25 protein-coding genes are annotated in these 23,155 nt (G+C 36.0%); 11 read left to right on the top strand and 14 right to left on the bottom strand.

From position 1 onward, the window contains the following. Positions 1-27 precede the first annotated feature (27 nt). On the bottom strand, positions 28-1,119 hold the full coding sequence (gene pdxA, locus FW781_RS10160) for a 4-hydroxythreonine-4-phosphate dehydrogenase PdxA (RefSeq protein WP_149387269.1): 1,092 nt from the start codon (positions 1,117-1,119) through the stop codon (positions 28-30). 48 nt (positions 1,120-1,167) lie between these two features. Between pdxA and FW781_RS10155 the strand changes: the two genes are divergently transcribed. Genes FW781_RS10155 through FW781_RS10145 form a run of 3 tightly spaced genes read left to right on the top strand, consistent with a single transcriptional unit; the run spans position 1,168 to position 3,900 of the window. Beyond that, positions 1,168-1,752 (top strand): riboflavin synthase, encoded by a 585-nt coding sequence (locus FW781_RS10155; RefSeq protein ID WP_149387268.1) that lies wholly within the window; start codon positions 1,168-1,170, stop codon positions 1,750-1,752. 1 nt (position 1,753) lies between these two features. Beyond that, positions 1,754-3,208 (top strand): sensor histidine kinase, encoded by a 1,455-nt coding sequence (locus FW781_RS10150; protein ID WP_149387267.1) that lies wholly within the window; start codon positions 1,754-1,756, stop codon positions 3,206-3,208. Continuing rightward, positions 3,208-3,900, top strand: a complete 693-nt coding sequence (locus FW781_RS10145; protein WP_149387266.1) for a tRNA1(Val) (adenine(37)-N6)-methyltransferase — start codon at positions 3,208-3,210, stop codon at positions 3,898-3,900. The genes FW781_RS10150 and FW781_RS10145 overlap by 1 nt, the downstream gene beginning before the upstream one ends. Positions 3,901-3,976: 76 nt before the next feature. Here the strand turns inward: FW781_RS10145 and FW781_RS10140 are convergent, their stop codons facing one another. Both FW781_RS10140 and rpmH read right to left on the bottom strand, forming a co-directional pair. Further along, a complete protein-coding gene (locus FW781_RS10140; RefSeq protein WP_047373550.1) occupies positions 3,977-4,687 on the bottom strand; it encodes a cell division ATP-binding protein FtsE in 711 nt (236 codons plus the stop codon). A gap of 153 nt (positions 4,688-4,840) precedes the next feature. Further along, positions 4,841-4,999, bottom strand: coding sequence for a 50S ribosomal protein L34 (gene rpmH / locus FW781_RS10135; RefSeq protein WP_034701860.1), 159 nt, complete (start codon positions 4,997-4,999; stop codon positions 4,841-4,843). A 235-nt stretch (positions 5,000-5,234) separates the two neighbouring features. Here rpmH and FW781_RS10130 point away from each other — a divergent pair, with 235 nt between their 5' ends. Then, positions 5,235-6,239 (top strand): DHH family phosphoesterase, encoded by a 1,005-nt coding sequence (locus FW781_RS10130; RefSeq protein ID WP_149387265.1) that lies wholly within the window; start codon positions 5,235-5,237, stop codon positions 6,237-6,239. Between the two features lie 35 nt (positions 6,240-6,274). Here the strand turns inward: FW781_RS10130 and FW781_RS10125 are convergent, their stop codons facing one another. The 6 genes from FW781_RS10125 to tilS form a co-directional block, all read right to left on the bottom strand. Then, positions 6,275-7,081, bottom strand: a complete 807-nt coding sequence (locus FW781_RS10125; RefSeq protein WP_149387264.1) for a patatin-like phospholipase family protein — start codon at positions 7,079-7,081, stop codon at positions 6,275-6,277. A gap of 73 nt (positions 7,082-7,154) precedes the next feature. Continuing rightward, positions 7,155-7,937 carry an alpha/beta fold hydrolase gene (locus tag FW781_RS10120; protein ID WP_149387396.1) on the bottom strand — a complete coding sequence of 261 codons (783 nt, stop codon included), beginning with the start codon at positions 7,935-7,937 and terminating at the stop codon, positions 7,155-7,157. Positions 7,938-8,046: 109 nt separating this feature from the next. Continuing rightward, positions 8,047-8,571, bottom strand: a complete 525-nt coding sequence (locus tag FW781_RS10115; protein WP_149387263.1) for a biopolymer transporter ExbD — start codon at positions 8,569-8,571, stop codon at positions 8,047-8,049. Positions 8,572-8,869: 298 nt separating this feature from the next. Beyond that, positions 8,870-10,411, bottom strand: a complete 1,542-nt coding sequence (locus tag FW781_RS10110; protein WP_149387262.1) for a T9SS type A sorting domain-containing protein — start codon at positions 10,409-10,411, stop codon at positions 8,870-8,872. A gap of 136 nt (positions 10,412-10,547) precedes the next feature. Next, positions 10,548-12,617, bottom strand: a complete 2,070-nt coding sequence (locus tag FW781_RS10105) for a protein-disulfide reductase DsbD family protein (RefSeq protein WP_149387261.1) — start codon at positions 12,615-12,617, stop codon at positions 10,548-10,550. Then, the gene (tilS, locus tag FW781_RS10100; RefSeq protein ID WP_149387260.1) at positions 12,607-13,956 is read right to left on the bottom strand and encodes a tRNA lysidine(34) synthetase TilS; all 1,350 of its coding nucleotides are present in this window, start codon (positions 13,954-13,956) and stop codon (positions 12,607-12,609) included. The genes FW781_RS10105 and tilS overlap by 11 nt, the downstream gene beginning before the upstream one ends. An 87-nt stretch (positions 13,957-14,043) precedes the next feature. Here tilS and FW781_RS10095 point away from each other — a divergent pair, with 87 nt between their 5' ends. Further along, on the top strand, positions 14,044-14,877 hold the full coding sequence (locus tag FW781_RS10095; protein WP_149387259.1) for an OmpA family protein: 834 nt from the start codon (positions 14,044-14,046) through the stop codon (positions 14,875-14,877). Positions 14,878-14,929: 52 nt separating this feature from the next. On the opposite strand, the gene FW781_RS10090 is transcribed toward FW781_RS10095, so the two are convergent. The 3 genes from FW781_RS10090 to FW781_RS10080 are packed head-to-tail and all read right to left on the bottom strand — an operon-like array spanning position 14,930 to position 17,116. Continuing rightward, positions 14,930-15,892, bottom strand: coding sequence for an HTTM domain-containing protein (locus FW781_RS10090; protein WP_149387258.1), 963 nt, complete (start codon positions 15,890-15,892; stop codon positions 14,930-14,932). Positions 15,893-15,896: 4 nt separating this feature from the next. Further along, on the bottom strand, positions 15,897-16,469 hold the full coding sequence (locus FW781_RS10085; RefSeq protein ID WP_149387257.1) for a hypothetical protein: 573 nt from the start codon (positions 16,467-16,469) through the stop codon (positions 15,897-15,899). Between the two features lie 53 nt (positions 16,470-16,522). Beyond that, positions 16,523-17,116, bottom strand: coding sequence for a hypothetical protein (locus tag FW781_RS10080; protein WP_149387256.1), 594 nt, complete (start codon positions 17,114-17,116; stop codon positions 16,523-16,525). 832 nt (positions 17,117-17,948) lie between these two features. Between FW781_RS10080 and FW781_RS22845 the strand changes: the two genes are divergently transcribed. The 6 genes from FW781_RS22845 to FW781_RS10055 all read left to right on the top strand — a co-directional run bounded on the left by FW781_RS22845 (position 17,949) and on the right by FW781_RS10055 (position 21,759). Further along, complete coding sequence (locus FW781_RS22845) at positions 17,949-18,104, top strand: CCPGW family putative bacteriocin (protein WP_407296040.1); 156 nt, start codon at positions 17,949-17,951, stop codon at positions 18,102-18,104. 129 nt (positions 18,105-18,233) lie between these two features. Beyond that, complete coding sequence (locus tag FW781_RS10075; protein ID WP_149387255.1) at positions 18,234-18,881, top strand: O-methyltransferase; 648 nt, start codon at positions 18,234-18,236, stop codon at positions 18,879-18,881. 89 nt (positions 18,882-18,970) lie between these two features. Beyond that, positions 18,971-19,687 carry a C40 family peptidase gene (locus FW781_RS10070; protein WP_149387254.1) on the top strand — a complete coding sequence of 239 codons (717 nt, stop codon included), beginning with the start codon at positions 18,971-18,973 and terminating at the stop codon, positions 19,685-19,687. 22 nt (positions 19,688-19,709) lie between these two features. Then, positions 19,710-20,177, top strand: coding sequence for a DUF1648 domain-containing protein (locus tag FW781_RS10065; protein WP_149387253.1), 468 nt, complete (start codon positions 19,710-19,712; stop codon positions 20,175-20,177). After that, a complete protein-coding gene (locus tag FW781_RS10060) occupies positions 20,174-20,518 on the top strand; it encodes a cupin domain-containing protein (protein ID WP_149387252.1) in 345 nt (114 codons plus the stop codon). The genes FW781_RS10065 and FW781_RS10060 overlap by 4 nt, the downstream gene beginning before the upstream one ends. A 5-nt stretch (positions 20,519-20,523) precedes the next feature. After that, complete coding sequence (locus tag FW781_RS10055) at positions 20,524-21,759, top strand: 3-deoxy-D-manno-octulosonic acid transferase (RefSeq protein WP_149387251.1); 1,236 nt, start codon at positions 20,524-20,526, stop codon at positions 21,757-21,759. On the opposite strand, the gene FW781_RS10050 is transcribed toward FW781_RS10055, so the two are convergent. Next, positions 21,751-22,377, bottom strand: coding sequence for a deoxyuridine 5'-triphosphate nucleotidohydrolase (locus tag FW781_RS10050; protein ID WP_149387250.1), 627 nt, complete (start codon positions 22,375-22,377; stop codon positions 21,751-21,753). The two genes, FW781_RS10055 and FW781_RS10050, sit on opposite strands and share 9 nt — an antisense overlap. Beyond that, positions 22,377-23,135, bottom strand: a complete 759-nt coding sequence (locus FW781_RS10045) for a glycosyltransferase family 2 protein (protein WP_149387249.1) — start codon at positions 23,133-23,135, stop codon at positions 22,377-22,379. The genes FW781_RS10050 and FW781_RS10045 overlap by 1 nt, the downstream gene beginning before the upstream one ends. Positions 23,136-23,155 lie beyond the last annotated feature (20 nt).

Raw genomic sequence — 23,155 nt, 5'->3', positions numbered from 1 at the left:
AATTAATTTAAAATTTGTTTTAAAGATTTATCCTTCAGTTTCCTCCGGTAGATCCTCATCTATTCCGTTGTCTACAACCATTTTTCTAGGCTGCATGCGGTCATTCATAAGTTCGGTGTATTCACTTCTGTTCTTGAAAATTTTAATAGCTGTGAATATTGCTTCCGTAAAACTCTGCTCATCAGCAATATTTTTTCCTGCAATATCATAAGCAACGCCGTGATCCGGAGAGGTTCTGATAAAAGGAAGTCCTGCTGTATAGTTCACACCTTCTTCATATGCTAATGTTTTGAAAGGTGCTAATCCCTGGTCATGATACATTGCTAAAACCGCATCGAAATTTTTGTATTTGCCTGGCTGGAAGAAGCTGTCTGCCGGGAAAGGGCCAAATGCCAATATTCCGTTGTCCGAAAGTTCTTTGATGGCCGGGCTGATGATTTCTATTTCTTCATTTCCGATAACACCACCATCTCCTGCATGAGGATTTAATCCCAATACAGCAATTTTAGGCTTTTGAATACAGAAGTCTTCTATAAGTGTCTGATTCAGAACTCTGATCTGTTTCTTTATTTTTTCCTTGGAAATATTTTCAGCTACCTGTACAATTGGAATGTGGTGCGTGGATACAGCTACTTTAAGATCTTCAGTTACCAGGAACATTAATCCCTTTTTGCTGAATTTCTCTTCAAAATATCCTGTATGTCCGGCATGTTTAAAGCCCATTTTCACCATTTCATCTTTGTTGATAGGAGCAGTCACCAAAACATCAATTTCTCCTTTCATCAAAGCCTCAGTGGCTGCTTCCAAAGAATCAATAGCCATTTTGGTAGATTCTTCGGTAGGAACTCCCAGCTCTACATTAACGTTTTCCTTCGTCAGGTTAAGCATATTAAGCTTTCCTGCCTGAGCCTGTGAAGCCTCATTAATATAGTTGAAATTAAGATTCAGCTTAAAAATGTTTTTCTGATAAGTGAATAATTTTCCCGAACCAAAAATTACAGGAGTGAAAAAATCCGTAATGGATTTGTCTTTCAGAGACTTCATAATGATCTCCGGGCCTATGCCGTTGAAATCACCGATTGAAATTCCTACTCGTACTTTGTGGTTTTTTGGGCTCATTTTGATTATCTTTGAAGATTATAATTTACAAATTTAGCAAAAAATAATATGTTCACAGGAATTATTGAAGCAGTTGGTGTTATTGAGAAGATTGAAGAAAAAGGAAGCAATATAGATTTTACCTTGACATGCCCCTTTACAAACGAATTAAAAATAGACCAGAGCCTTGCGCACAACGGCTGCTGCCTTACCGTTGTTGAAATAAAAGACAACCAATATGTGGTAACCGCCATTAACGAAACCCTTGAAAAAACCAATCTTGGAAAATGGAAGTTGGGAATCGTTGTGAATCTGGAACGCTGTATGAAGATGGACGGAAGGCTGGATGGGCATATCGTTCAGGGACATGTTGATAAAACCGGTGAAGTTGTGGGAATTGAAAACAAAGACGGAAGCTATTTTATTACCATGAAATATGACAATGACGGAAGTTTTGTAACAGTACCTCAGGGATCAATCACGGTAAATGGAATCAGTCTTACAGTTGCAAAAAGTGAAGATGCTCAGTTTTCTGTAGCCATTATTCCTTATACATGGGAATTTACTAATATGAAACATTTAAAAATTGGTGATAAAGTAAACCTGGAATTTGATATCATTGGTAAGTATATTGCTAGGTTAATTAAAAAGTAGAATGTCAATTAATAAGTATAAAGGATATAGCTTAAGGAATCGTGTGTTTTTCGGTTTCCTGCTGGTATGTTTTTTAAGTGTTGTGGCAACGTCGCTTGTACCTTATTTTGTACTGAGAAATCACTCTCTGCAGCAAAGTAATATCGATATGCAGGATAAGACGAATGCTGTAATGAGATATCTGGACTATGCAGTAAGCCAGACACTTATTGAAACAAAAGACCTTCCGGAAGTTTTGGGGAATAAAATCTTTGAAATAGCGGATATCAATCAGCATGACATTTTTATTTACGATCTGAGAGGAAATTATTTGCTTTCTAATAAAGATGAAGCTTTAGTTGAACAGAAAACGATTCCTATTGAGATCATCAACAAGATTCTGTCTACTGATGCAAGAGTAGACATGGTGAATTATGATGCAGCCAAAGATGCTAAACTTACTTCTTCATATCTCTTGTTGAAAAATAATGAGCTGGAGCCGATCGGAATTGTCTATATTCCTTTATATCATAATGAATCTGCTTACCTGGAGGTTCTTCACCAATATGTAAAATACATTCTTTTAGTCGATATATTTCTTATCCTGTTTAGTATCTGGATCAGCTGGGTGACATCCAACAGTCTTGCGAAAACGATTACGAAGTTCTCTGATATGATTACCCGTATTACATTATTTGAAAATGAAATGCGCCCTATCAGATATTATAAAAATGATGAGCTTAATGCTTTGGCAAGAGCTTATAACAGAATGATTCTGCAGATTCAGGACCAGAAAGAAAGACTTAGGTTCAAGGCATCTGAAGAAGCCTGGAGGGAAATGGCCAAGCAGGTGGCTCATGAGGTGAAAAACCCATTGACTCCCATGAAACTGACCATTCAGAATTTTGAGCGAAAATTTGATCCGGAAGATCCGAATATCAGAGAAAGAGTAAAACAGATGAGTAAAACGATTGTAGACCAGATAGATCTGATTGCAACAGTGGCTTCAGCCTTCTCAGAATTTGCAAAACTTCCTGAAAAAAACAATGAGGTTATCAATCTGAATACCGAGGTTGAAGATATTCTCCGAGTCTTCAATGACGACAGCATCTTTATGCATGCCAATAAAACCAATATTATGATCAATATGGATAGAATTTATCTTTCCAGGATTATAACCAATCTTGTGACCAATGCAAAACAAGCGGAAAGTGATGAGAGAAAACTGATCATCAATGTAGATGTGGAACAGCATCAGAGAAGGGTGATTATTTCTGTTCAGGATAACGGAATAGGAATTCCTGAAAATATGTATGAAAGAATATTTGAGCCTAATTTTACGTCAAAAAGCAGTGGAATGGGACTGGGCTTATCTATGGTAAGAAAAATGATTGAAGATTATAAAGGAGAAATCTCTGTGAAATCTGAAATAGGAAAAGGGTCTACGTTCATTATTACACTGCCTACCAATTTATAGTGAAACCTTTTACATTTAAACAATTTAAAATTGAACAGTCTAAAGATGTCTTCCGTGTCGGGACAGACGGTGTTCTGCTTGGTGCTTTAGCGAATGTCTACGGCGCTTTCAGTGTTTTGGAAGTAGGGACGGGAACGGGGCTCATCTCCTTAATGCTGGCGCAAAGAAATCCACAGGCTTATTTTTTGGGACTGGATATTAACGAAGCTGCAGCAGCGCTTACTAAGCTTAATTTTGAAAATGCGCCTTTTCATGCAAGGCTGAAAAACAGACATCAGGATTTTAAAAGTTTCGAGACAGAAGAGAAGTTTGATCTTATTGTTTCCAATCCTCCATATTTTGAAGAATCAGGATCCGAAAAAGACAAGATTGCACGCCAGACTGTAGAATTAAACTTCAGGCAGTTAATTGCCAATGCAACACAATTATTATCTGAGAACGGGATCTTTTCCGTAATTATTCCTATTGAAGCCGGAGAAGTTTTTGTTTCAATAGGTAAAGAAAATCATCTGTTTTTGAACAGGAGGATTAATATCAGGGGAATTGAAAAGTCAAAAGCTAAAAGGCTGATTCTGGAGTTTTCATCACAAGAGAAAGAAATCAATGAATCGGACTTTATTATAGAAAAAAGTCCGAGACAATACTCGGACCAATATCTTGAACTCACTAAAGAGTTTCATGTTTTTAAGTAGAGAAGTTAGAAATTGAATTTTAGAGACTGGTTATCTCTGAATCACTTAATTTTTAAATACTTCAAGATTTCAATTCTTATTCGAACAATTCTGCCGTATCCAATACAGATACTTTTCCATCTTCACATCTGATCGCTTCACCAGGGAAATTTTGAATCATGTGGTAATCGTGTGTTGCCATTACTACTGCCGCTCCGTTTTCAAGGGCAACCTGCTTCAATAGCGTCATAATTTCGTTGGAAGTTTCAGGATCCAGGTTTCCTGTCGGTTCATCCGCCAAGATAAGATCTGGATGGTTAAGAAGAGCTCTTGCGATGGCAATACGTTGTTGCTCGCCCCCGGAAAGCTCGTGCGGCATTTTGTGCTTTTTGCTTTTCATGTTCACGCTTCCCAAAACCTCATTGATGCGGTCTTCTATTTTTACTTTGTCATTCCAGCCTGTTGCTTCAAGAACAAATTTTAGGTTTTTTTCAACCGTTCTGTCAGACAGCAGCTGGAAGTCCTGGAATACAATTCCTAATTTTCTTCTTAAGTTAGGAATATCAGAAGGTTTTAGCTTTGCCAGGTCAAATCCTACAACGGCTCCGTGTCCTGATGCTAGCGGAATATGTCCGTAAAGCGTTTTCAGAAGGGAACTTTTTCCGGAACCTGTTTTTCCGATAAGATAGCAGAATCTACCTTTTTTAATGTTAAGATTTACATCAGAAAGTACAGTGAAGTTTTTTTGCGCAATCTTTGCGTTTTGTAAACTTATAATATTGTCTCCGGAGATATTTGTATGTGGCATAATTTAATTTTAAAGACTGTTTCTAACAAAAATATTTCAACTTTTAAAAATAGAAAAAGATGTTGATCTAGCCTAAATTTTAGTAAATTTTAACAACAAAAAATGCCTGAAAAGGAACTTCTCAAGCATGTTTTGTATATGATAATAAAAAGATTATCTCTTAGCGCGTGCAGCACTTACAGTTAAACTCTTTCTGCCTTTAGCTCTTCTCGCAGCCAAAACTCTTCTTCCATTTGGCGTAGACATTCTTTCTCTGAAACCGTGTTTGTTTCTCTTTTTTCTTTCTGATGGCTGGAATGTTCTTTTACTCATTACTATATGTTTAAATCGTAATTAATCTATTAATTTTCAGGTTGCAAAGATATATAAATTTTTATAAGTTACAAACTTTAATTATTTTTTTTTGAAAATTAAATGCAATGTTTTTTTATTGAAGAATGGTAAACCCTGATAAGAATGCCATTTCTCTGTGCAAAAATAATATTTAAATGATTTATATAAAAGCTCTATCTTTGAAAACTTTAATTTTAACGAAAATAAACACCAGATGTTTACACCAGCAGAACTTTTAGATATCAATACATTACTTACTCAAGAGAGCAAAATAGTTATCCTTACCCACTATAATCCGGATGGAGATGCTATTGGTTCAAGTTTGGGATTGAAGCATTATCTGAAAGCAAAAGGAATTCATGCCGAAGTTATTGTGCCTAATGATTTTCCAAAATTTCTGAAATGGATGCCGGAGTCTAAAAAAGTTATTATTGCAGAATATAAAAGAAAGCTGGCAGCTGATATGATTGCAGGAGCAGATGTTATTTTCTGTCTGGATTTTAATTCTCCGTTACGAATTGGATTACTAGGAGATTGGCTGGTTAGAGCTCAAGGAAAGAAAATTCTTATTGACCACCACCAGCAGCCGGAAAAATTTGATTTTGTGTATTCTGATACCGTAATTCCGGCAACTTCACAGATGATTTATCATTTCATTGAAGCAATGAATGATGAAAAACTGGTGAATCAGGATATGGCGGAATGTCTTTATACCGGAATTATGACTGATACAGGAGGTTTCCGTTTTCGTTCTACCAGTGCTACTACACACAGAATTATTGCCAACCTGATCGAAAATGGTGCAGATCCGGCGATGATCACCTCCAATACCTGGGATACCAATACCGTTTCCCGTCTGCATTTGCTTGCTTTGGTTTTGGGAAGAATAGAAGTAGTGAATGATGGAACGGTAGCAGTCTTAAGCCTTACAAGAAACGAGTTGAAAGAATTAGGTTTCCAGAAAGGAGATACGGAAGGTTTTGTAAACTATGGTTTAAGTATTGGAGGCGTAAAAATGTCTGCATTCTTCATGGAAGACCTATATGAGGATTTTGTTAAAATTTCGTTCAGAAGTAAAGACGATGTCGATGTAAATCAATTTTCAAGAAAGTACTTTAATGGCGGAGGACACATCAATGCGGCCGGAGGAAAATCTTTAGACTCTTTATCCGGAACTATAGAAACCTTCAAAAATAAAGTGAAAGAGGAGGGCTTGTAAGAACAAAAAGTTCGATAAGCACCCGGTTTTTACATTTATAAAACTTTACGAAATCCTTTTTCTTCAAGTTCCTGACAGGTATATTCATACACCTGCTGAAACATTTCATCCATATATCGTTTGTTGAAAAGGCTGTATTTCGTCATTTTAGGCGGATCTAAAAAAATATTACAGTATTTTGCCTTAGAATAGACGGATTTTGCAATGGCTAAGTGGAGGATTCTGTCGAATTCCTTCATCAGACTCATTTTCTTTAATTCATCGTAGCTGATCGAGTTGACATGAGAAGCAATCAGGAAGTTGCATTTATCCATAATAGGCTCAATGGGAAGATTGTCCAGAACGCCACCATCTATATAGATTTTCTCACCTATCCTTACCGGAGGGAGAATAAAAGGAACGCTGGAAGAAGCAAGCAATGGGCCGAAAAGTTCTCCTTCAGAAAAGAAATCTACAATACCGTGGGTCATTTCAGTCGCAGCTATATACATGGGGATTTCCAGAATACTGAAGTTATCTTGCGGGAAGTAATCTTTGAATAGTTTTAAAATGAAATTGGAGCTGAAGATTCCGTTTTTTGATAATTTTAAAGCTGATCGGGAAAAAAAAGAGGTCTGACGTACAATTTCCATCATCTCGTCCGGCGTTTTTCCAAAAGAATAAAAAGCACCAATAATAGAGCCTGCACTGGTTCCGGAGATAATGTGCGGTTTCAGATTGTATTCTTCCAGAGCTTTCAGTACGGCAATATGGGCAATCCCACGCATTCCTCCGCCTGAAAGTGTAAGCCCGATAACCGGTGGTGCCGGCGGTTTCTTTTTTTTAAATGAAAATAAAGCCATTGACAAAATTATCCTCTACTAATATACAGGATTTTTTTATTAGAGCTGACTTTTATCCGTCAGGAAACTGATGTTATAAAACAAGTTTTTTGGGAAGGTTGTGAAGAAGTTCCGTATTGATGATTTCAGCACAGATGACAGGTTTTTCCCAATGCCCGTTGTGTCCACAGTCCAGAATATAAGATTTGATATTTGTCCTGTCCGGAAGATGTTTGATCATCATGTCGGTTTTTACAGCATTGTCGTGCTTACCTGCTAATATCAGAATTTTAGCTTCCAGATTTTCCAGAATATGTTTTTTGTCGGTTCTTTCTACCATGCCTTTCACACAGGCAAGAGCGCCCAGATTATTTGTAGATAGGGCTGTTTCAAGAGCAGTTTCAATTTTTCCTTCCAGGATATCCCTTTCATCAGGATTAAATAAATTGGGAATGCCAGCCCTTACATAATGAGCAAATGCGTCTTTTATGATTCTGTAGCTTTTGATGCGCTGCTGTTTTTTCTCTTCATCATCCGGAAAATAAGTAGAGAAAAATAAAGTTAAGCTTTTCAAAGAGTCAGGATATTTCTCTGCAAACGCAAGAGACGTGTATCCTCCCATAGAATGTCCTAAAAGGTGAATTTTTTCTAGATTCTGATCGTCTAAAACTTTTTTTACTTCTTCGGCCATCAGTTCCATGGTGTGAACTTCTGCGAGAATTTCAGACTGCCCGTGGCCTGGAAGGTCAATTTTGAGCAATGAAAAATCTTTGGAAAGATGATGCTCCATATCGCTCCAGATGGATAGATTCTCCATAAATCCGTGAAGAAGTACTAATGTTTCTTTTCCGTTTCCTTTTCTTTCAAAGTTCAGCATGATTCCAAAATTATAGAAGGTTAAAAATAATGCAGCCTTTACATACTGCGGGTCAATTTTCCTTTCAAATGTAAACAAAAAAGAGCATTTTAAAAATGCCCTTTGTCTTTTATTGAGTCAATTCCTTGTAAATCTTTGTTTCCCAAGGCTTGATATCGGTTACGCCATATCGCTCTTTTTTGGAAATGGCCAGGTTATCCAGCATATCCACAAAATTCTTATAATTGGCTTCATCCGTTGGCTTCACGATTACGGTGAAATTTTCAGGTGCCGGTGCATTTTTATAAGCCTCAGAAATGATTTTTGAAATTTTTATTCCACTGAAATCTGTTTCTTTAAGATTTCCTGTATTTAAATCTTTCTGATTACTTTGATGATAAAATACACGATTATCTTTTCCAAGGATAAATGTAATCTGGTTTTTATCTCCAATTACGGGAATGTCCGCAGGATGAGGGTTTGGATCTTTTGCCGGTAATCCTAAATCCATTACATTAGGTTTTGTAAAGTTTGTGGTGAACATGAAGAACGTGATGAGTAAGAATCCCAGATCTACCATAGGAGTCATGTCTACCCGGATCATTTTTTTCTTTTGCTTGCTGCCTTGTTTCTCTTGTGCGATTACTTCTGCCATGATTAAAAAATTTTAAATGTTAAACGGTTTTTATTGAGTAATTCTTACAAAACATATGCCTTGTTTGTTGTTTAATCAATAGATTCATGAATCTATTGATTGTTTTTATGGTTATTTTTTAAATATTACTATTTCTTTTTTTTTAATGATAATTATGACACTGTTGTTTGGCAGTACATCTAATTGGCTGAAGCTTTAGATAAAAAACTCACACGGTAAAGTGTGAGTTTCAAATGCTAAAAAAATAATTATTTTGTTAAGCTTAAATAATGTTCAAATTAAAGGATTTGTCAAGAACTTATCTGCTGACGGTTATTTTCTTTGACAAAATAATTTCTTCTTTGCTTCTTATCTGAATCATATAAATTCCTTCTGTGAAGGCTGAAGTATTGATCCTGATTTTTTCTTCATTATATTGTTGAGAGAAAAGTTTTCTTCCGGACATATCCGTGATGCTGACAACCGTTTCTTTGGGAAGATGATCCACATAAAAGAAATCTTTTGAGGGGTTGGGATAAATACTAGGTTTGTTAATAGAGTGATTTTCTGCAGTGCTTAATTGATCGGAGTTTAATTTTACGATCCATGAGTCTGAACTTCCGTGGGCTCCTGTAACCTCTCCGTCCGTAGAAGAAATTTGTCCTGCGAGTATATAGCCTCCATCAGCTGTCTGTTGAATGGAGTATGCTTCATCAAAAGAAGTTCCTCCCAGTGGTTTTTGCCATTGCATGATTCCTGAAGAATCTAATTTTATAATCCAGTACTCAGAGCTTCCATGACTTCCTATAATATCTCCGTTTGCAGAACCGGTTGCCCCGGCGACAATATATCCCCCGTCAGAAGTTGGTTGGGTAGAATAGGCGTAATCGTTACCGCTGCCACCAAAATATTTTTGCCATAGCGTATTTCCGTTAGAATCTAATTTTGCTACACAATAATTAGATTCTCCAAAATTTGTCGGTATTTCAGAATTTGTAGAGTTAGACCCTCCGGCAACAATGTATCCCCCTTCTGATGTCTGCCGGATAGACTCTGCAGCATCAGCAAGATTACCCACCAATGATTTCTCCCATTGTATGATTCCTGAAGAATTTAATTTCACGATCCAAAAATCTTCGTTTCCATGATTCCCTGTAATGTCTCCGTTATTAGAAGCGGATCCTCCTGCAACAATATATCCTCCGTCAAAAGTTTGCTGAATAGAATTTGCCCTGTCGTAAGAAGTTCCACCCAATGCTTTTTGCCATTGTATGCCTCCTGAGGAATCCAATTTTACAATCCAGTAATCGGAATTTCCATGATTTCCTGTAATATCTCCGTCAGTAGAATAAGATTCACCTGCAACAATATATCCCCCGTCAGAAGTTTGCTGAACAGAATTTGCCCAGTCTTCATTAGTTCCACCCAATGATTTCTGCCATTGCATAGTTCCTGAGGCATCCAATTTTACGATCCAGTAATCGGAATTTCCATGATTTCCTGTAATATCTCCATCGATAGAATAAGACTCCCCGGCAACAATATATCCTCCATCGGCTGTCTGTTGAATAGAGTTTGCACTGTCGTAGAAACTTCCACCCAATGATTTTTGCCATTGTATGCTTCCTGAGGTATCTAACTTTATAATCCAGTAATCAGAATCTCCATGATTTGTCATATTTCCATCGCTTGACATAGAATTTCCTGCAACAATATATCCTCCGTCAGAGGTTTGCTGAATGGCATTAGCCGATTCAGCCTGACTTCCTCCCAGTGCTTTCTGCCATTCTATAGAAGGGGCCGTTTGAGCCATAGATATGGAAAAAGTGAAAAATAAAAAAGTAAATGTTAAATGTCTCATATGTATTTGAATTGGTGATAGTTATTCAAATATAATTAAAATTACACTTCTTTTGGTGTTTTATGGTGCATACAATTCATTTAAAATAAAAAACTCACACCATAAAGTGTGAGTTTTTTAATGATATATAAATGTTTTATTTACTCTTTTTATAGTAATTCACCCCGCATTCCAGGAATTTTTTGAAATCCTCTTTCGGCATATATCCGGAAACAGGAGTGTTGATTACTTTTCCGTCCGGAGTGATCAAAACATAGTGAGGCTGCGAGTTATTATTAAAGTTAACCTGTTGGAATAAGCTCCATCTGTCACCAATTGTTTTTACCTTTTTGATCTGCCCTTCACCAAGGTCAATTTTAGTTTTTTGATCCTCCGGAAGCTCTTCTTTGTCATCCACATATAAAGATGCTAATACTACATCATTCTGAAGGATAGGTAAGATATCTGGTTCGCTCCATACAAACTCCTCCATTTTTCTACAGTTTTCACAACCATATCCGGTGAAGTCAATAAGGATTGGTTTATCCTCTTTTTTTGCCAGCTCTATTGCTTTGAAGAAGTCGTGTTCCGGGTGCATTCCTAAGATTCCGTCTTTTTCATCATGGAAGTAACTTACGTTCAATGGAGGCAAAATTCCGCTTAACAGCTGAAGCTTCGGACGGTCAGATGGTATCAATCCCTGGATTAAGTAAATTACAAAACCAATTCCTAATGCTCCTAATATTTTTCTTGTAATGGAAATTTTAGGTTTTTTATCATCGTGCGGGAATCTGATAAATCCTAATAAATATAATGCTAATCCTAATGCAACAATGATCCAGATTGCGATAAAAAGTTCTCTTTTTAAGAAAAATGTCTTAGAAACAAGGTCTGCTTTAGATAAGAATTTCAAAGCTAAAGCTAATTCTACGAAACCTAAAACTACTTTTACGGTATTCATCCATCCTCCTGATTTCGGAAGACTCTGCAATGCCTGCGGGAATAATGCCAGCAATCCGAAAATAATAGCCCAAGCCAGCCCGAATCCTGCCAATGCAAAGGTCAATAACATCGGAACATTGGTAGAACCTGTTACTGCACTTCCCAGTAAGCTTCCTAAAATAGGTCCTGTACAAGAGAATGAAACAATAACCAATGTTAGTGCCATGAAGAAAATACCGATAATTCCTCCCGCTTCTTCCGCTTTTGAAGATTTATTGGCAATAGAACTTGGTAAAGTAATATCATAATACCCGAAGAAACTTCCGGCAAAGAAGATAAATATGATAAAGAAGGCAATATTCAGCCATACGCTGGTAGAAATTTCATTGAAGATATTCCCTGCAATTCCGTCAATAATGTGGAAAGGAATACTCAATAAAACGAAGATAAGAAGAATGAAAAACCCATAGATAAGGGCATCTCTTTTCCCTTTCGCCTTGTTCTTGCTCCCCTTCGTAAAGAATGAAACGGTTAATGGAATCATTGGGAAAACGCAAGGGGTAAGCAAAGCGATTAAACCTCCGATAAACCCAAGGAATAAATAGGTCCAGTAATTTTCATCCACTTTGGTAGAAGCTGTACCACAATCCGTCAATGGCTTTTTGAAATCTATTGTTGCAATTTTCAGCTGCTTAGGATCCAGTTTTGAAGTTTCTGTAATCGCAGTTTCGGTTTTTGAAGGGATTTCTGTAACTGTTTCAGGTGTTTTTACTGAATCTTTTACAGGAACTGCCGTTTCTTTAGTAGCAGCTTCTTCCGTTGCTCCTTTTGGGGTAACTTTTTGGTTGAATTCTAATGTATTGGGAGCCAGACAAACTCTGTCGTCACAAGTCTGATACGTAATCTCAGAAGTGACATCCGCAGGTTTTGTCGGATCTTTTAATTTAAATTTCTGCTTAAATCCAGCCGAATTGGAGTAGAAAACAATTGTTCCTCCAAAAGCTTCAGAAAACTCTTCATGTTTTTTACCTACTTCGGTAAACTTCCCAATCAGTTCAATATTTTTTCCCGTAACTTTATACTCAGTAGGAATTCCGGTATCTTCCGGTAAATCTTTTGAGTAAATGTGCCATCCGCTTTCCATGGTAGCATTCAATACGGCTTCGTACTGATTGTTTCCCAGGTCGTTGATGGTGAATTTAAACTTTACAGGATTCTTTATCTGCGCATTAATCCCTGTCGCTAAAAATAGTAGAATTAATAAAAACCAATTTCTAAATTTCATTGTTCATTTCATTAAAAATTTTGAGACTCCATTTTGTCTTCTCATTCTTTGCATATCTTCTATCCTGTCTGAAGGGGATGATCCCAAGTACAGAATCATCACTGTCAGTCAGTATCCAGATTTTTTGCCTCGCTAAAATAGATAATTTTTCGTCCCTAAAAAACTTAGAAACTTTCTTTTTCCCGGAAAAACCGGTTGGATACAACTCGTCACCTTCTTTTTGTTTTCTCAAACGCAGCGGGAAGTGAAGTTTGTCAACATCAAAATCCCATTCAAACCCTTTATTGATTCCATCAATGTTTTCAATGTAATCTACGAGATTGATGTTGATTGGGTTTTCGGAAAAATCAAAATGATCGATCAGAACTATTTCCTCTTCGATTTTTTTTTCGTTGCCTTTGTTGATGAAAATCAGTTCATTACGGTTGACAATCAACTGATATTCTTTTGAAAAAAATGAACTGTTGTTTTCGGCTTTAAAAATTTTGGGGATTTCTTCCTCTTGGTTGAATCCATATTTTTTTAAAATTTCAAATTTTACGAAATCGCTTTCCTGATCCAGCTTTTCCTTTGATAAGATTTTATGGTCTTGGTTAAATACCGTAAGACGATTTTCTATTTCCTGAATCTGTTTCTGGACAAAATCTTTCGTTTGATTCAGATACAAAGAACTTTTTTTAAAGTTTTCCAGAAAATGGTCATTGGTTTCCATCAATACCGGAACAATCTCATTTCTAATCTTATTCCTCAGATAGTCACTTTTTTTATTTGACAGATCTTCCCGGAATTCAATTGTATGTTCCTCAGCAAAATGATAAATTTCTTTTTTTGAAAAATTTAAAAGCGGCCTGAGAATATAATTGTCATTTGATGGAATTCCACTTAGCCCGTTGATGCCGGCAGCCTTGGAAAGGTTGATGATGAATGTTTCCAGCTGGTCATTCAGATGATGAGCGGTAACCAGAAATTCCAGTTTTTCTTTTTCCTGAATTTCTTTAAAAAAAGTATATCGAAGTTCCCTAGCCCAAAGCTGAATAGAATTTTCAGGTTTCTGATCCTTTTCCGAAACTTCATACAAATGAAATTTTATATGATTTTTCTCACAAAAATCCTGTACCGTTTTTTGATCCAGATCAGAATCACGACCACGAAGTTTATAATTGATATGGGCAACCTGAAACTGGAATGTTGAACCTTTGATTTTGTTCCCTAAATCCCTGAACAAAGAGGCAAGAACCATAGAGTCTGCCCCTCCGCTTACCGCCAGAAGATACGTATGATTTTCCGGTTCGTGAACGAGGTTTTTTAATTGACTTATAAAGCTTGATTTTTCCAACATGGATGTTGAGAATTTCTTTTATGCAAAGATAACCGATATAATTCAATTGAATTTTCCTAACTTTGAGTAGTCTAAAAATGATTATTTATGAAGATTTTAAAAATTGTAGCAGTTTCTGCAATGGCGCTGGGAATGACATCTTGTGTCAGCAAGAAGCAGTATGATGCTTTGAGCTCAAACTATAAGCAGTGTATTGAAAATATCGGAGAAAGACAGAGAGAAATTCAGGATTTGAAGTCTCAGAACTCTGCATTGTCTGGTGAAAACAACTTGCTGAAAAGCCAGCATGATGCTTTAAAATCATCACTTGATGCATGTCTTTCCAATACCGGAAAAAGCTCTGCTAATATTGATAAGCTGGTAGGTGAAATCAATGCTTCCAATTCTTATATCAAACAACTGATCTCTAACAACGCTAAGAATGACAGCTTGAACCTGGCATTGTCTAACAAGCTGAAAAGATCTTTAGATAATGTATCTGATCAGGATGTACAGGTGAAGGTATTGAAAGGAGTGGTAATGATCTCTCTTTCAGATAATATGTTATATAAAACAGGAGATTACAACATTCTGCCTGCTGCTCAGGAAGTGTTAGGTAAAGTAGCTAAAGTAATCAATGATTATGATAAATATTCAGTATTGATCGAAGGTAACACAGATAATGCTCCATTGAACTCTCCAAACCTTCCGAGAGACAACTGGGATCTTTCTGCATTAAGAGGTACTTCTATGGCTAAAGTTCTTCAGACTCAGTTTGGAGTAGATCCGGCAAGAATTACAGCAGGAGGTCGTTCTGAATACAATCCGAAAGCGACAAACATGAGTGTTTCTGGCAGAGCAGAAAACAGAAGAACGGAAATCATCATTATGCCTAAGCTTGATGAGTTTATGAAACTGATGGATATCGCTCCTAAGAAATAATCACTCAACCCTACATAATAATAAATCCCGAAGCAATTCGGGATTTGTTTTTTTATGAGTTAATCTGTTTCGGAATATATTGAGTTGATATTTTTTTCTTTGAAAAAGGAACTGCTTTTTTAGCGGTTTGTTCAAAATAAAAGTTGGTGATATTCCATATGATCATAATGGCTGAAAAGTAATATAAATTAAGAACGAGTGCAATTCCTATATGCATAGAGACTGTCAGGAAAAGCCATGTTTTCTGAGTTGGTTTGTACCAAATGAAAAACGGATAGCACATCTCGATGATAATGGTACTCCATCCCATGAAACTTAAGATATAAGAATGTTCTGTAAGCCAGCTGAAATCAAAATTCAGATCTCTGTTGGAATAGGGCAGATGAATGGCTTTCCAGATAGATTCTCCGTTCCACCAGTTGAACCCCAATGCTTTGTCAAGTCCGGAAAAGAAATAAGCGATAGAAATATGAATCTGAAATAATCTTTTAACCGGAATAATATTAAGATCTTCAGGTTTTCTGTTGAAAATAAAATTTCTCAGTGAAAAATGATGATCGGCAGGGAAAAGTATCAGATAAAATAAAGAAATGCTTGTGAAAAAGTCTGCACCATACGCAAAGAAAGAACTTCCCTTGAGTAAGGCAATCTGCAGTATCAGTAAAAGAAGTGCCGAACCTCTGGAATAAAAACCGGTAATAATCAAAATACACAATGTAATAAATGATATTTTGGTTATGGCAATTGTTGTACCTTCTTCAATACCGAAGCCCTGTAAAAAGGTGATGATTTTTGAGAAAGTAATCAGCCAGTCGGGTGTGAAAACGCTCATAATATCCTGCGGGATAATGCTGCTGCTTGAAAATAATTTGTCAAAATCCGGTAGTACTGCGAGAAACTGTAAGAGGATGACGGTTCCTATAGCAACCCGGAAGAAGCTTAAGAATTCTGTTTGATTATCCTTTTTGAAAAAGAAGTTTTCAATTTTGGTATAAAGTACATTCAGCTTTTTCATCACTTTAATGTTTGAATTCATCGATAAGAATAAGATTTTCATTCGTTTTGCCCTGTTTGAAATCTGCAATAGTAGGGTAGTCGTACAGATAGAGTTTTGTAGTAATGCTGGCAGCATTAGGATTTTCTTTCATCACGTGTGCTGCAATCTGTCTGATGATAATATCCAGGTACTGATAATATTTGCGGTCATAAGTGTTTTTATCGGAAATTTTATCCAGAAACATATTAAAGACTGTAGTGTATCTTACTCTGCTCTCCTTACTTTTGAAATATGGCATCGTTTTTTGTTCCAGTATATTTCCCTTTTTATCTGTCAGCTCAAAGCTCATCACAAAATCACTGGCAACATTGGGAGCATAAAAGCCATATCCTGTATCAAAACCGGTATAAGCCGTAAACATATTGATGGGCTTTGATTGGGCAATGTTCTCTGATATCACATATGCCAGAGGTTTATCGTAGTTTTTGTTTTCATAATAAAAACCATAGTAGCCATCAAAAGTTCCCTTCATACCAATGGTGAACACAATCAATAGAATAATGAAAATTCCGGATAACTGAAGCTTTTTTTTCATGACAAAAAGATTTAAGAAAAGGCTGTCTTCAGAATAAAAACAGCCTTTATCTGTTATTTGTAGTTGGCCAATACACTATTAAGCTTTACATTGATTCTTGGATCAATAGCTGTATTGACTTTGTAAGATTTTATGATCACATTGGTAAGATTCTTTCTTCCCATAGTTGGCGGGCAGATCGTGTATTCTTCAGCACCTCTTACAGTAAGTTTACCTAAAGAAGCAATATCTTTCTGGCTCAGCAGGGCGGCATTTGTTGCAACCTGATTGTTTTGAATGGCATAATAATCCGTTCCAAGTTCTTTGGCTCCGTATTTTTTCAGGATGCCGTCTACTTTAGCTCTTAGATCACCATATTTTTTCCAGTCGATATTAGCTTTCATTAAGCATCCGCGGATGATATACTGTCTGTTAATTTTGTATATAATAAAATTGGTACCCAAACTATTCTGGTGAAGTTTTTGTAGTTTTAATAAACTCTTTATGTCTTCATCAGAAATTTTTTTGACATCTTTAAGGATGTAATTGTTGTCTACAATGTAATTGCCTTTTTCTTTATAAAAAGACATTTCCTGAGGCTTTAGCTGGGAAAATATCATAACAAGTCCCACTATTGCTCCAATTAAAAATAAAGTCTTTGTTTTCATGTGGTTGTTTTAAAATATCCCTACTCTGTTTTAGGATTTTCGGGGGCCTCCTCGTATGAGTGTTTCATGGTTGAGAAACTTAGATCAAATGTATAATTATGTAAGTGCTTAAGAATAAGTGTTTATCCTGTTTTTTTACAAGGACTTTAACCTGTTAATGTTGAAATGTGAAGATAGGAAAGATGAGAACCCGCAGAATAACAGGCTGTTTAAGGATAATTCAGGCTGCTTCATTGATGTGTATGATAAGATTTACTGATGAACTCAGAAAAGTTCCTTTGAATTGGAGTTGGGAAAAATGTTGGTCCCGGAATGGGATTATAGTGTTGATCAGATAGAATAACAGATGAAGTTTGAGCGGAAAGAGTATTATAAAAAAATAAATCCCGAAGGTGGCCGGGATCTATTTTTAATCAAATTAATTCTTCCTTTTTCAGGAGTGAAATAATTCGTAGCAAAAATGAAGTGGATATTTCTTTCTTAGTTTTTGCTGCAGAAGAATCAGTTGTGCCTTTCTGCATAACTTTTTTGTGATTCCCATGGTTAGTTTGTGTCTCTCCTGCAATCATCTTGTTTCTCTTAGTGTTTTTACCCCTTATTCTCATTGCAAACTTATAACGAATACCACAAAAATACCATCCGTATTTTCACGGTATTTTATATGGGGTTTTTCCCGGTATGATGTATTTTTTTTAAATTTTTAACCAATTATTAACGTATAATTGTTTGGTTAGCAAAAGAATGTGTATATTTAAATCCCTTTAAAAGGAAATAAAAATAGAGGTGTCCGAAAATCTTAAAGAGTAGGAAATTAATACTAAACAAAATAATTATGAAAAATTCAAAAAAACTTTCAAGAGTAGAAATGAAAACTGTACAAGGTGCTATTAGAGGATGTAATCCACAGATATTTTGTACTAGTCCACAAACAAAGTGTTGTCCAGGATGGGTTTGTGCTGGTATAAGACAATATTGTATAGCTGTATAATGATTTTTTACATAAAATTATATATTACTAAGAAAAAGAGAGGGATTAATTTCTCTCTTTTTTTGTATCTTCTTGTTGAATTTAAAAACTAGCTTTAAAATCCTTAAATTTGTTTTAAATTAAAATGGTATGAGTTTTTTTGAAGAAAAGAATCCTGAAATGGACAGATATTTGGAAGCGCACGCTTCTTCGGAATCCGAAATTCTGAAAAAACTGAGAAGAGAGACTTACCAGAAGACAACACAGCCTCATATGATTTCCGGATACCAGCAGGGAAGGTTATTGACTATTATTTCCCAGATGCTGCAGCCGAAAAGTATTTTGGAGATAGGAACATTCACAGGATATGCTACACTATGTCTTGCCTCAGGATTGGCAAAAGACGGAAAAATTACAACGCTGGATGTGAACGAAGATCTTGCTTATCTGCCGAAAAAGTATTTTGAGTCGAGTGAATATGCCAGTCAGATTGATTTTAAACTTCAGGATGCTAAGGAATATTTAAAAGAAACAGATGAGTTTTTCGATCTGATTTTTGTGGATGCCGACAAAGAAAATTATGCAGAATATTTTAGATTGATAAAACCCCACACCAAGTCAGGAACAGTAATTTTGTTTGATAATGTTTTGTGGTACGGGAAAGTGCTTGAAGAAAATCCTAAACTGAAATCTACGCAGTCTATTCAGGAATTGAATGATTTGGCGGCAAAAGACGAAGATTTTGAAAATCTTATTTTACCTTTGCGTGATGGAGTCAACTTTCTTCGCAGAAAGTAATTAAAATATCCAAAGATTAGAACATTTGAAGGGAATACAGATTGTATTTTTTCTATCTTTAAATTATTCAATCTTTAAATTGAGAGTTAATGAATAAAGGAATTTGTATTGTTACAGTAGCGCCGGTTCGTGCAGAGAATTCTGACAGAGCTGAAATTGTTACGGAAATATTGTTTGGAGAAAGTGCAGATATTTTGGAAGTAGATAAAAATTGGGCCAAAATAAAAATGCACTATGACGGCTATGAAGGATGGATGGATACCAAACAACTGAAACCGATAACGGATGAAGTGCTGGCAGGCAGAAAAGTAACTGTCGTTACTGAAGATTTTTCTTCCGTGTTAATGAATGATGGGAAGACACTATTGTCTATGGGATCAGAAGTGGAATTTCCAGTGGTTGCTTCAAGAAGAAGTCATGATATACGTGAAAGTATCGCACTGACGGCAAAAGAATTTCTTAATGTACCCTATCTGTGGGGTGGTAAAAGTTTTTTTGCTGTAGACTGCTCTGGATTTACTCAACTGGTTTATAAAATTCATAATATTAAAATTCCGAGAGATGCTTCACAACAGGCTGAGGTAGGAGAACCGCTTACTTTTATAGAAGAAACACAGCCCGGAGACCTTGCTTTCTTTGAAAATGCAGAAGGGAAAATTATCCATGTAGGAATTATGCTGGATAATCAAAAGATCATTCATGCTTCCGGAAAAGTAAGAATTGATACCTTGGATTCCACAGGGATTTTCAATAAAGAAATGAACAAACACACTCACAAACTGAGAGTACTGAAAAGTGTAATTTAATCTTAACTCAATCTCATCTGAAATGGAAAATATTCTTTTTATAATTTTTGATATTTTTAATTTTGGATGGGTCGCTTTCTTATGGGGATTTACCCTGAAAAACTATAATACATTGCCAGAGAGAATTCCCGTACATTTTGATATGGAAGGAAAGGCTGATGGATTTGGTGGGAAAATATATGCATTTCTGATGCCTGTATTGGCTCTGGGATTATATGTTCTATTTGTCTATGGAGTAAGACATCCTGAAGGTACTAATTTCCCTGTAGAAATTACAGATCAGAATATGAATGCTCAGTTTTTAATTATGAAAATTGGATTGAGAATACTTTTTGTTGTACTGGCAATCATTTTTACAAATATTCAGGATTATATGTTCAGATCTGCTGCAGATGATCAGGCAAAACCTAAAATTTCATTTGCTGCCATATTTTTATCCGTTGTGTTATTTACTCCTGCACTACTTTTTATTGCCCATCTATTCAAATGATACATTCTAAAGATAATTCAGAACATTATACCTGGGGAAGCCATTGTGACAGCTGGATCCTGAAAAATACACAAAGCTTATCCGTAAAGCAGGAAAAGATGCCCGCAGGAACTTCAGAAAAACTGCACTTTCACAAAGTGGCTGAGCAATTTTTTTATATTCTGAAGGGAGAAGCTGTATTTTATATCAATGAAGAGAAATTTCCGGTTAAACAGGGAGAATCTATTTCTATTGAGCCTGGATTAAAACATTTTATATCCAATGAATCCACCGAAGAAATCGAATTTTTAGTCATATCCAATCCGCCTGCGGATCATGATAGAATTGAAATAAAAGAATAATTAAAATGGCATTTCTATACAATATATTTATCACTCTCCTTACTTTCGGAATGAAGGTTTTTGCATTGATTAATGATAAAACTAAAAAAGGCGTTGAAGGAAGAAGGCAGTCGTTAGACAACGTGAAATCAGCATTTTCAGCAACAGATAGAATAATCTGGATGCATGCTGCCAGTTTGGGAGAATATGAGCAGGGGCTGTCTGTTTTGGAAAAGCTTAAAGAGAAATTTCCCCATCATAAAGTTCTGGTGACTTTTTTCTCTCCCTCAGGATATGAAAATGTCATTAAAAAGAAAAATATCGCTGACGTTATTTGTTACTTACCGTTTGATAAAAAAAATACTGTGAGGGAATTTGTATCACAGTTTAATACTGAACTGTTTTTTACGGTTAAATATGATTATTGGTATAATCTGCTTGCTGAACTGAAAAGTAAAGGGACAAAAATATACGTTATTTCCGCTCTGTTCTATGAGAGACAATCCTTTTTTACTTCCTATGGTAAATGGTTTGTAAAGCAGCTTCAGAAAGATGTAGATTGGTTTTTTCATCAGACTCAGTTTTCCCTAGCCTTGGCTAAAAGTGTGGGATTGATAAAGTCTTCCGTAACGGGAGATACAAGATTTGACAGAGTAAAACAACTTCGTGAACGAAACAACCATGTAGATTTTATTGCAGATTTTAAAGGAGATCATAAAGCATTAGTTTTCGGGAGTTCATGGCAGGCCGAAGAAAAAATAGCAGAAGTGGTTTCCCGTAAAAATAATATGGTGAAACTCATCATAGCACCACATGATCTGAAAAGAGTAGAACATTTAAAAAGTATATTCCCAGATGCGCTATTATACAGCCAAATACAAAACGCTCAGCCTTTAATCAATGCTAAAGTTCTGATTATAGACAGTATTGGCTTATTGTCAAAACTATATTCTTATGCGGATGCGGCTGTTGTAGGAGGAGGGTTTCATGATGCAGGGCTTCATAATATTCTGGAAGCGGCAACTTTTGGCGTTCCCGTGATCTTTGGAAATCATTACAAGAAGAATCCGGAAGCTGATGATCTGATCGCTGCAAATGGTGGAAAATCATTTCCAGACGAATATACAGCTGCAGAATTTGTTTTATTCCTTATGAATGAAGACAACCATGAAGAGCTTACAGAAATGTCTCAGAATGCACGGGAATTTGTAGATGGGAAACCAGATTCTACCCAAATGATTCTGCAGAAAATTTTATCGTAAATACCCCTGACTTTTCATTTCCTTCATAATCTGATCTATGTTTTCAGGAATTCTGTCGCATTCCAGCCAGTTGGTATCAAGACCATTGTTGACACACAGTTTTTGAAGATAGTGGTTTTCTGAGATCTTCTTTTGGGTATCACGCAGATATTCATCAATTTCCATCCAGTAATCCTCATCCAGCTTTTTAACAAGAGTCAGGGCTTTGAATATTTTGTTGATGATATAAATATAAAGCTTGTAAACATTGTCAAACCTTTGTCTGCTGAGGTCACTGTTGTTTTCCAGAATTGTATTGACGAGAAGAAGATTCAGTGAAACTTCCCCGAATTTATCTGTGGTAATTTTGATGTGTTCAGTGATTTCTGCACTTATCTTTCGGATGATGGTCAGGAAATAAGGAGCATTTCCGGTGTATTTTGAAGCTAAGAGAACCTTTTCTGCAACAATTTCTTCCATAGAATTCCTCTTATCATCGGTGGTTTCCGGATCAATAAGCTCGAAGTACAGCTTTTTAGACAATAATTTATCCTTTCTCAGCAGTCTGAAAATAAGTTTATCTTTCTCGCTGGCGGAAAAAGCACTCAGAGCGGCTTTGAACTCTTTTGAATACTCCATTAATTGAAAATTTTCGAATATTTCATAAATCCGTTCAGCGCCCAGTTAGCCGTATAGTACAAGGATTTTAATGTTGAAAATCCCATGAAATCTTTATAGACAAGGTATTGATCTTTTATGATGTTTTTTTTCTTTCTGGAAACACTGTTTTCGCGCATTCTGTATTTTGCCAGTGTCTTTTGTACAGGATAACCTTTAGGAATTACTTTCAATAAATTCAGCCACATGACATGATCCTCGCGCTTGCTTTTTACAGGAAAGAAAAATTTTCCTACTCTTTTGGTATCGTAAATGGTGGAAACCGGTGCCAGTCTGCAGGTTTTAAGTAAATTCGAAAAAGTAACAATTTTATCAGCTTCAAAATCTTTTAAAATCGGTTCCATTGTGTGTTCATCACATCTGGAATAATTGCAGTACACCAGTTCTGCATTATGTTCCTGCATGTAATCTGTCATTGTTTCCAGATATTCGGGATACCAGTAATCATCAGAATCCAGAAAAGCTATATATCTTCCTTGTGCTCTTTCCAGACTGTTATTTCTGGCATTTCCTGCACCTCCGTTTTTTTCCAGTACCTGCAGTTTTATTCTGGGATCATTGTACTTTCTGATGATCTCAACAGTATTATCTTTAGACCTGTCATCAGTGATCAGCCATTCCCAGTTTTCGTAGGTTTGGTTAAGAACGGATTGTATGGTTTCCTCAATAAATTCTGCCGAATTATAACTAGGGGTGATGATGGAGACAAGATCTTTCATTTATGCTTTTTGAGACTGTA

Source organism: Chryseobacterium panacisoli, assembly GCF_008274625.1.
Lineage (GTDB): Bacteria > Bacteroidota > Bacteroidia > Flavobacteriales > Weeksellaceae > Chryseobacterium > Chryseobacterium panacisoli.
Note: the sequence above shows the minus strand (reverse complement) of the source record. Positions and strands in the feature narration are given on the sequence as shown.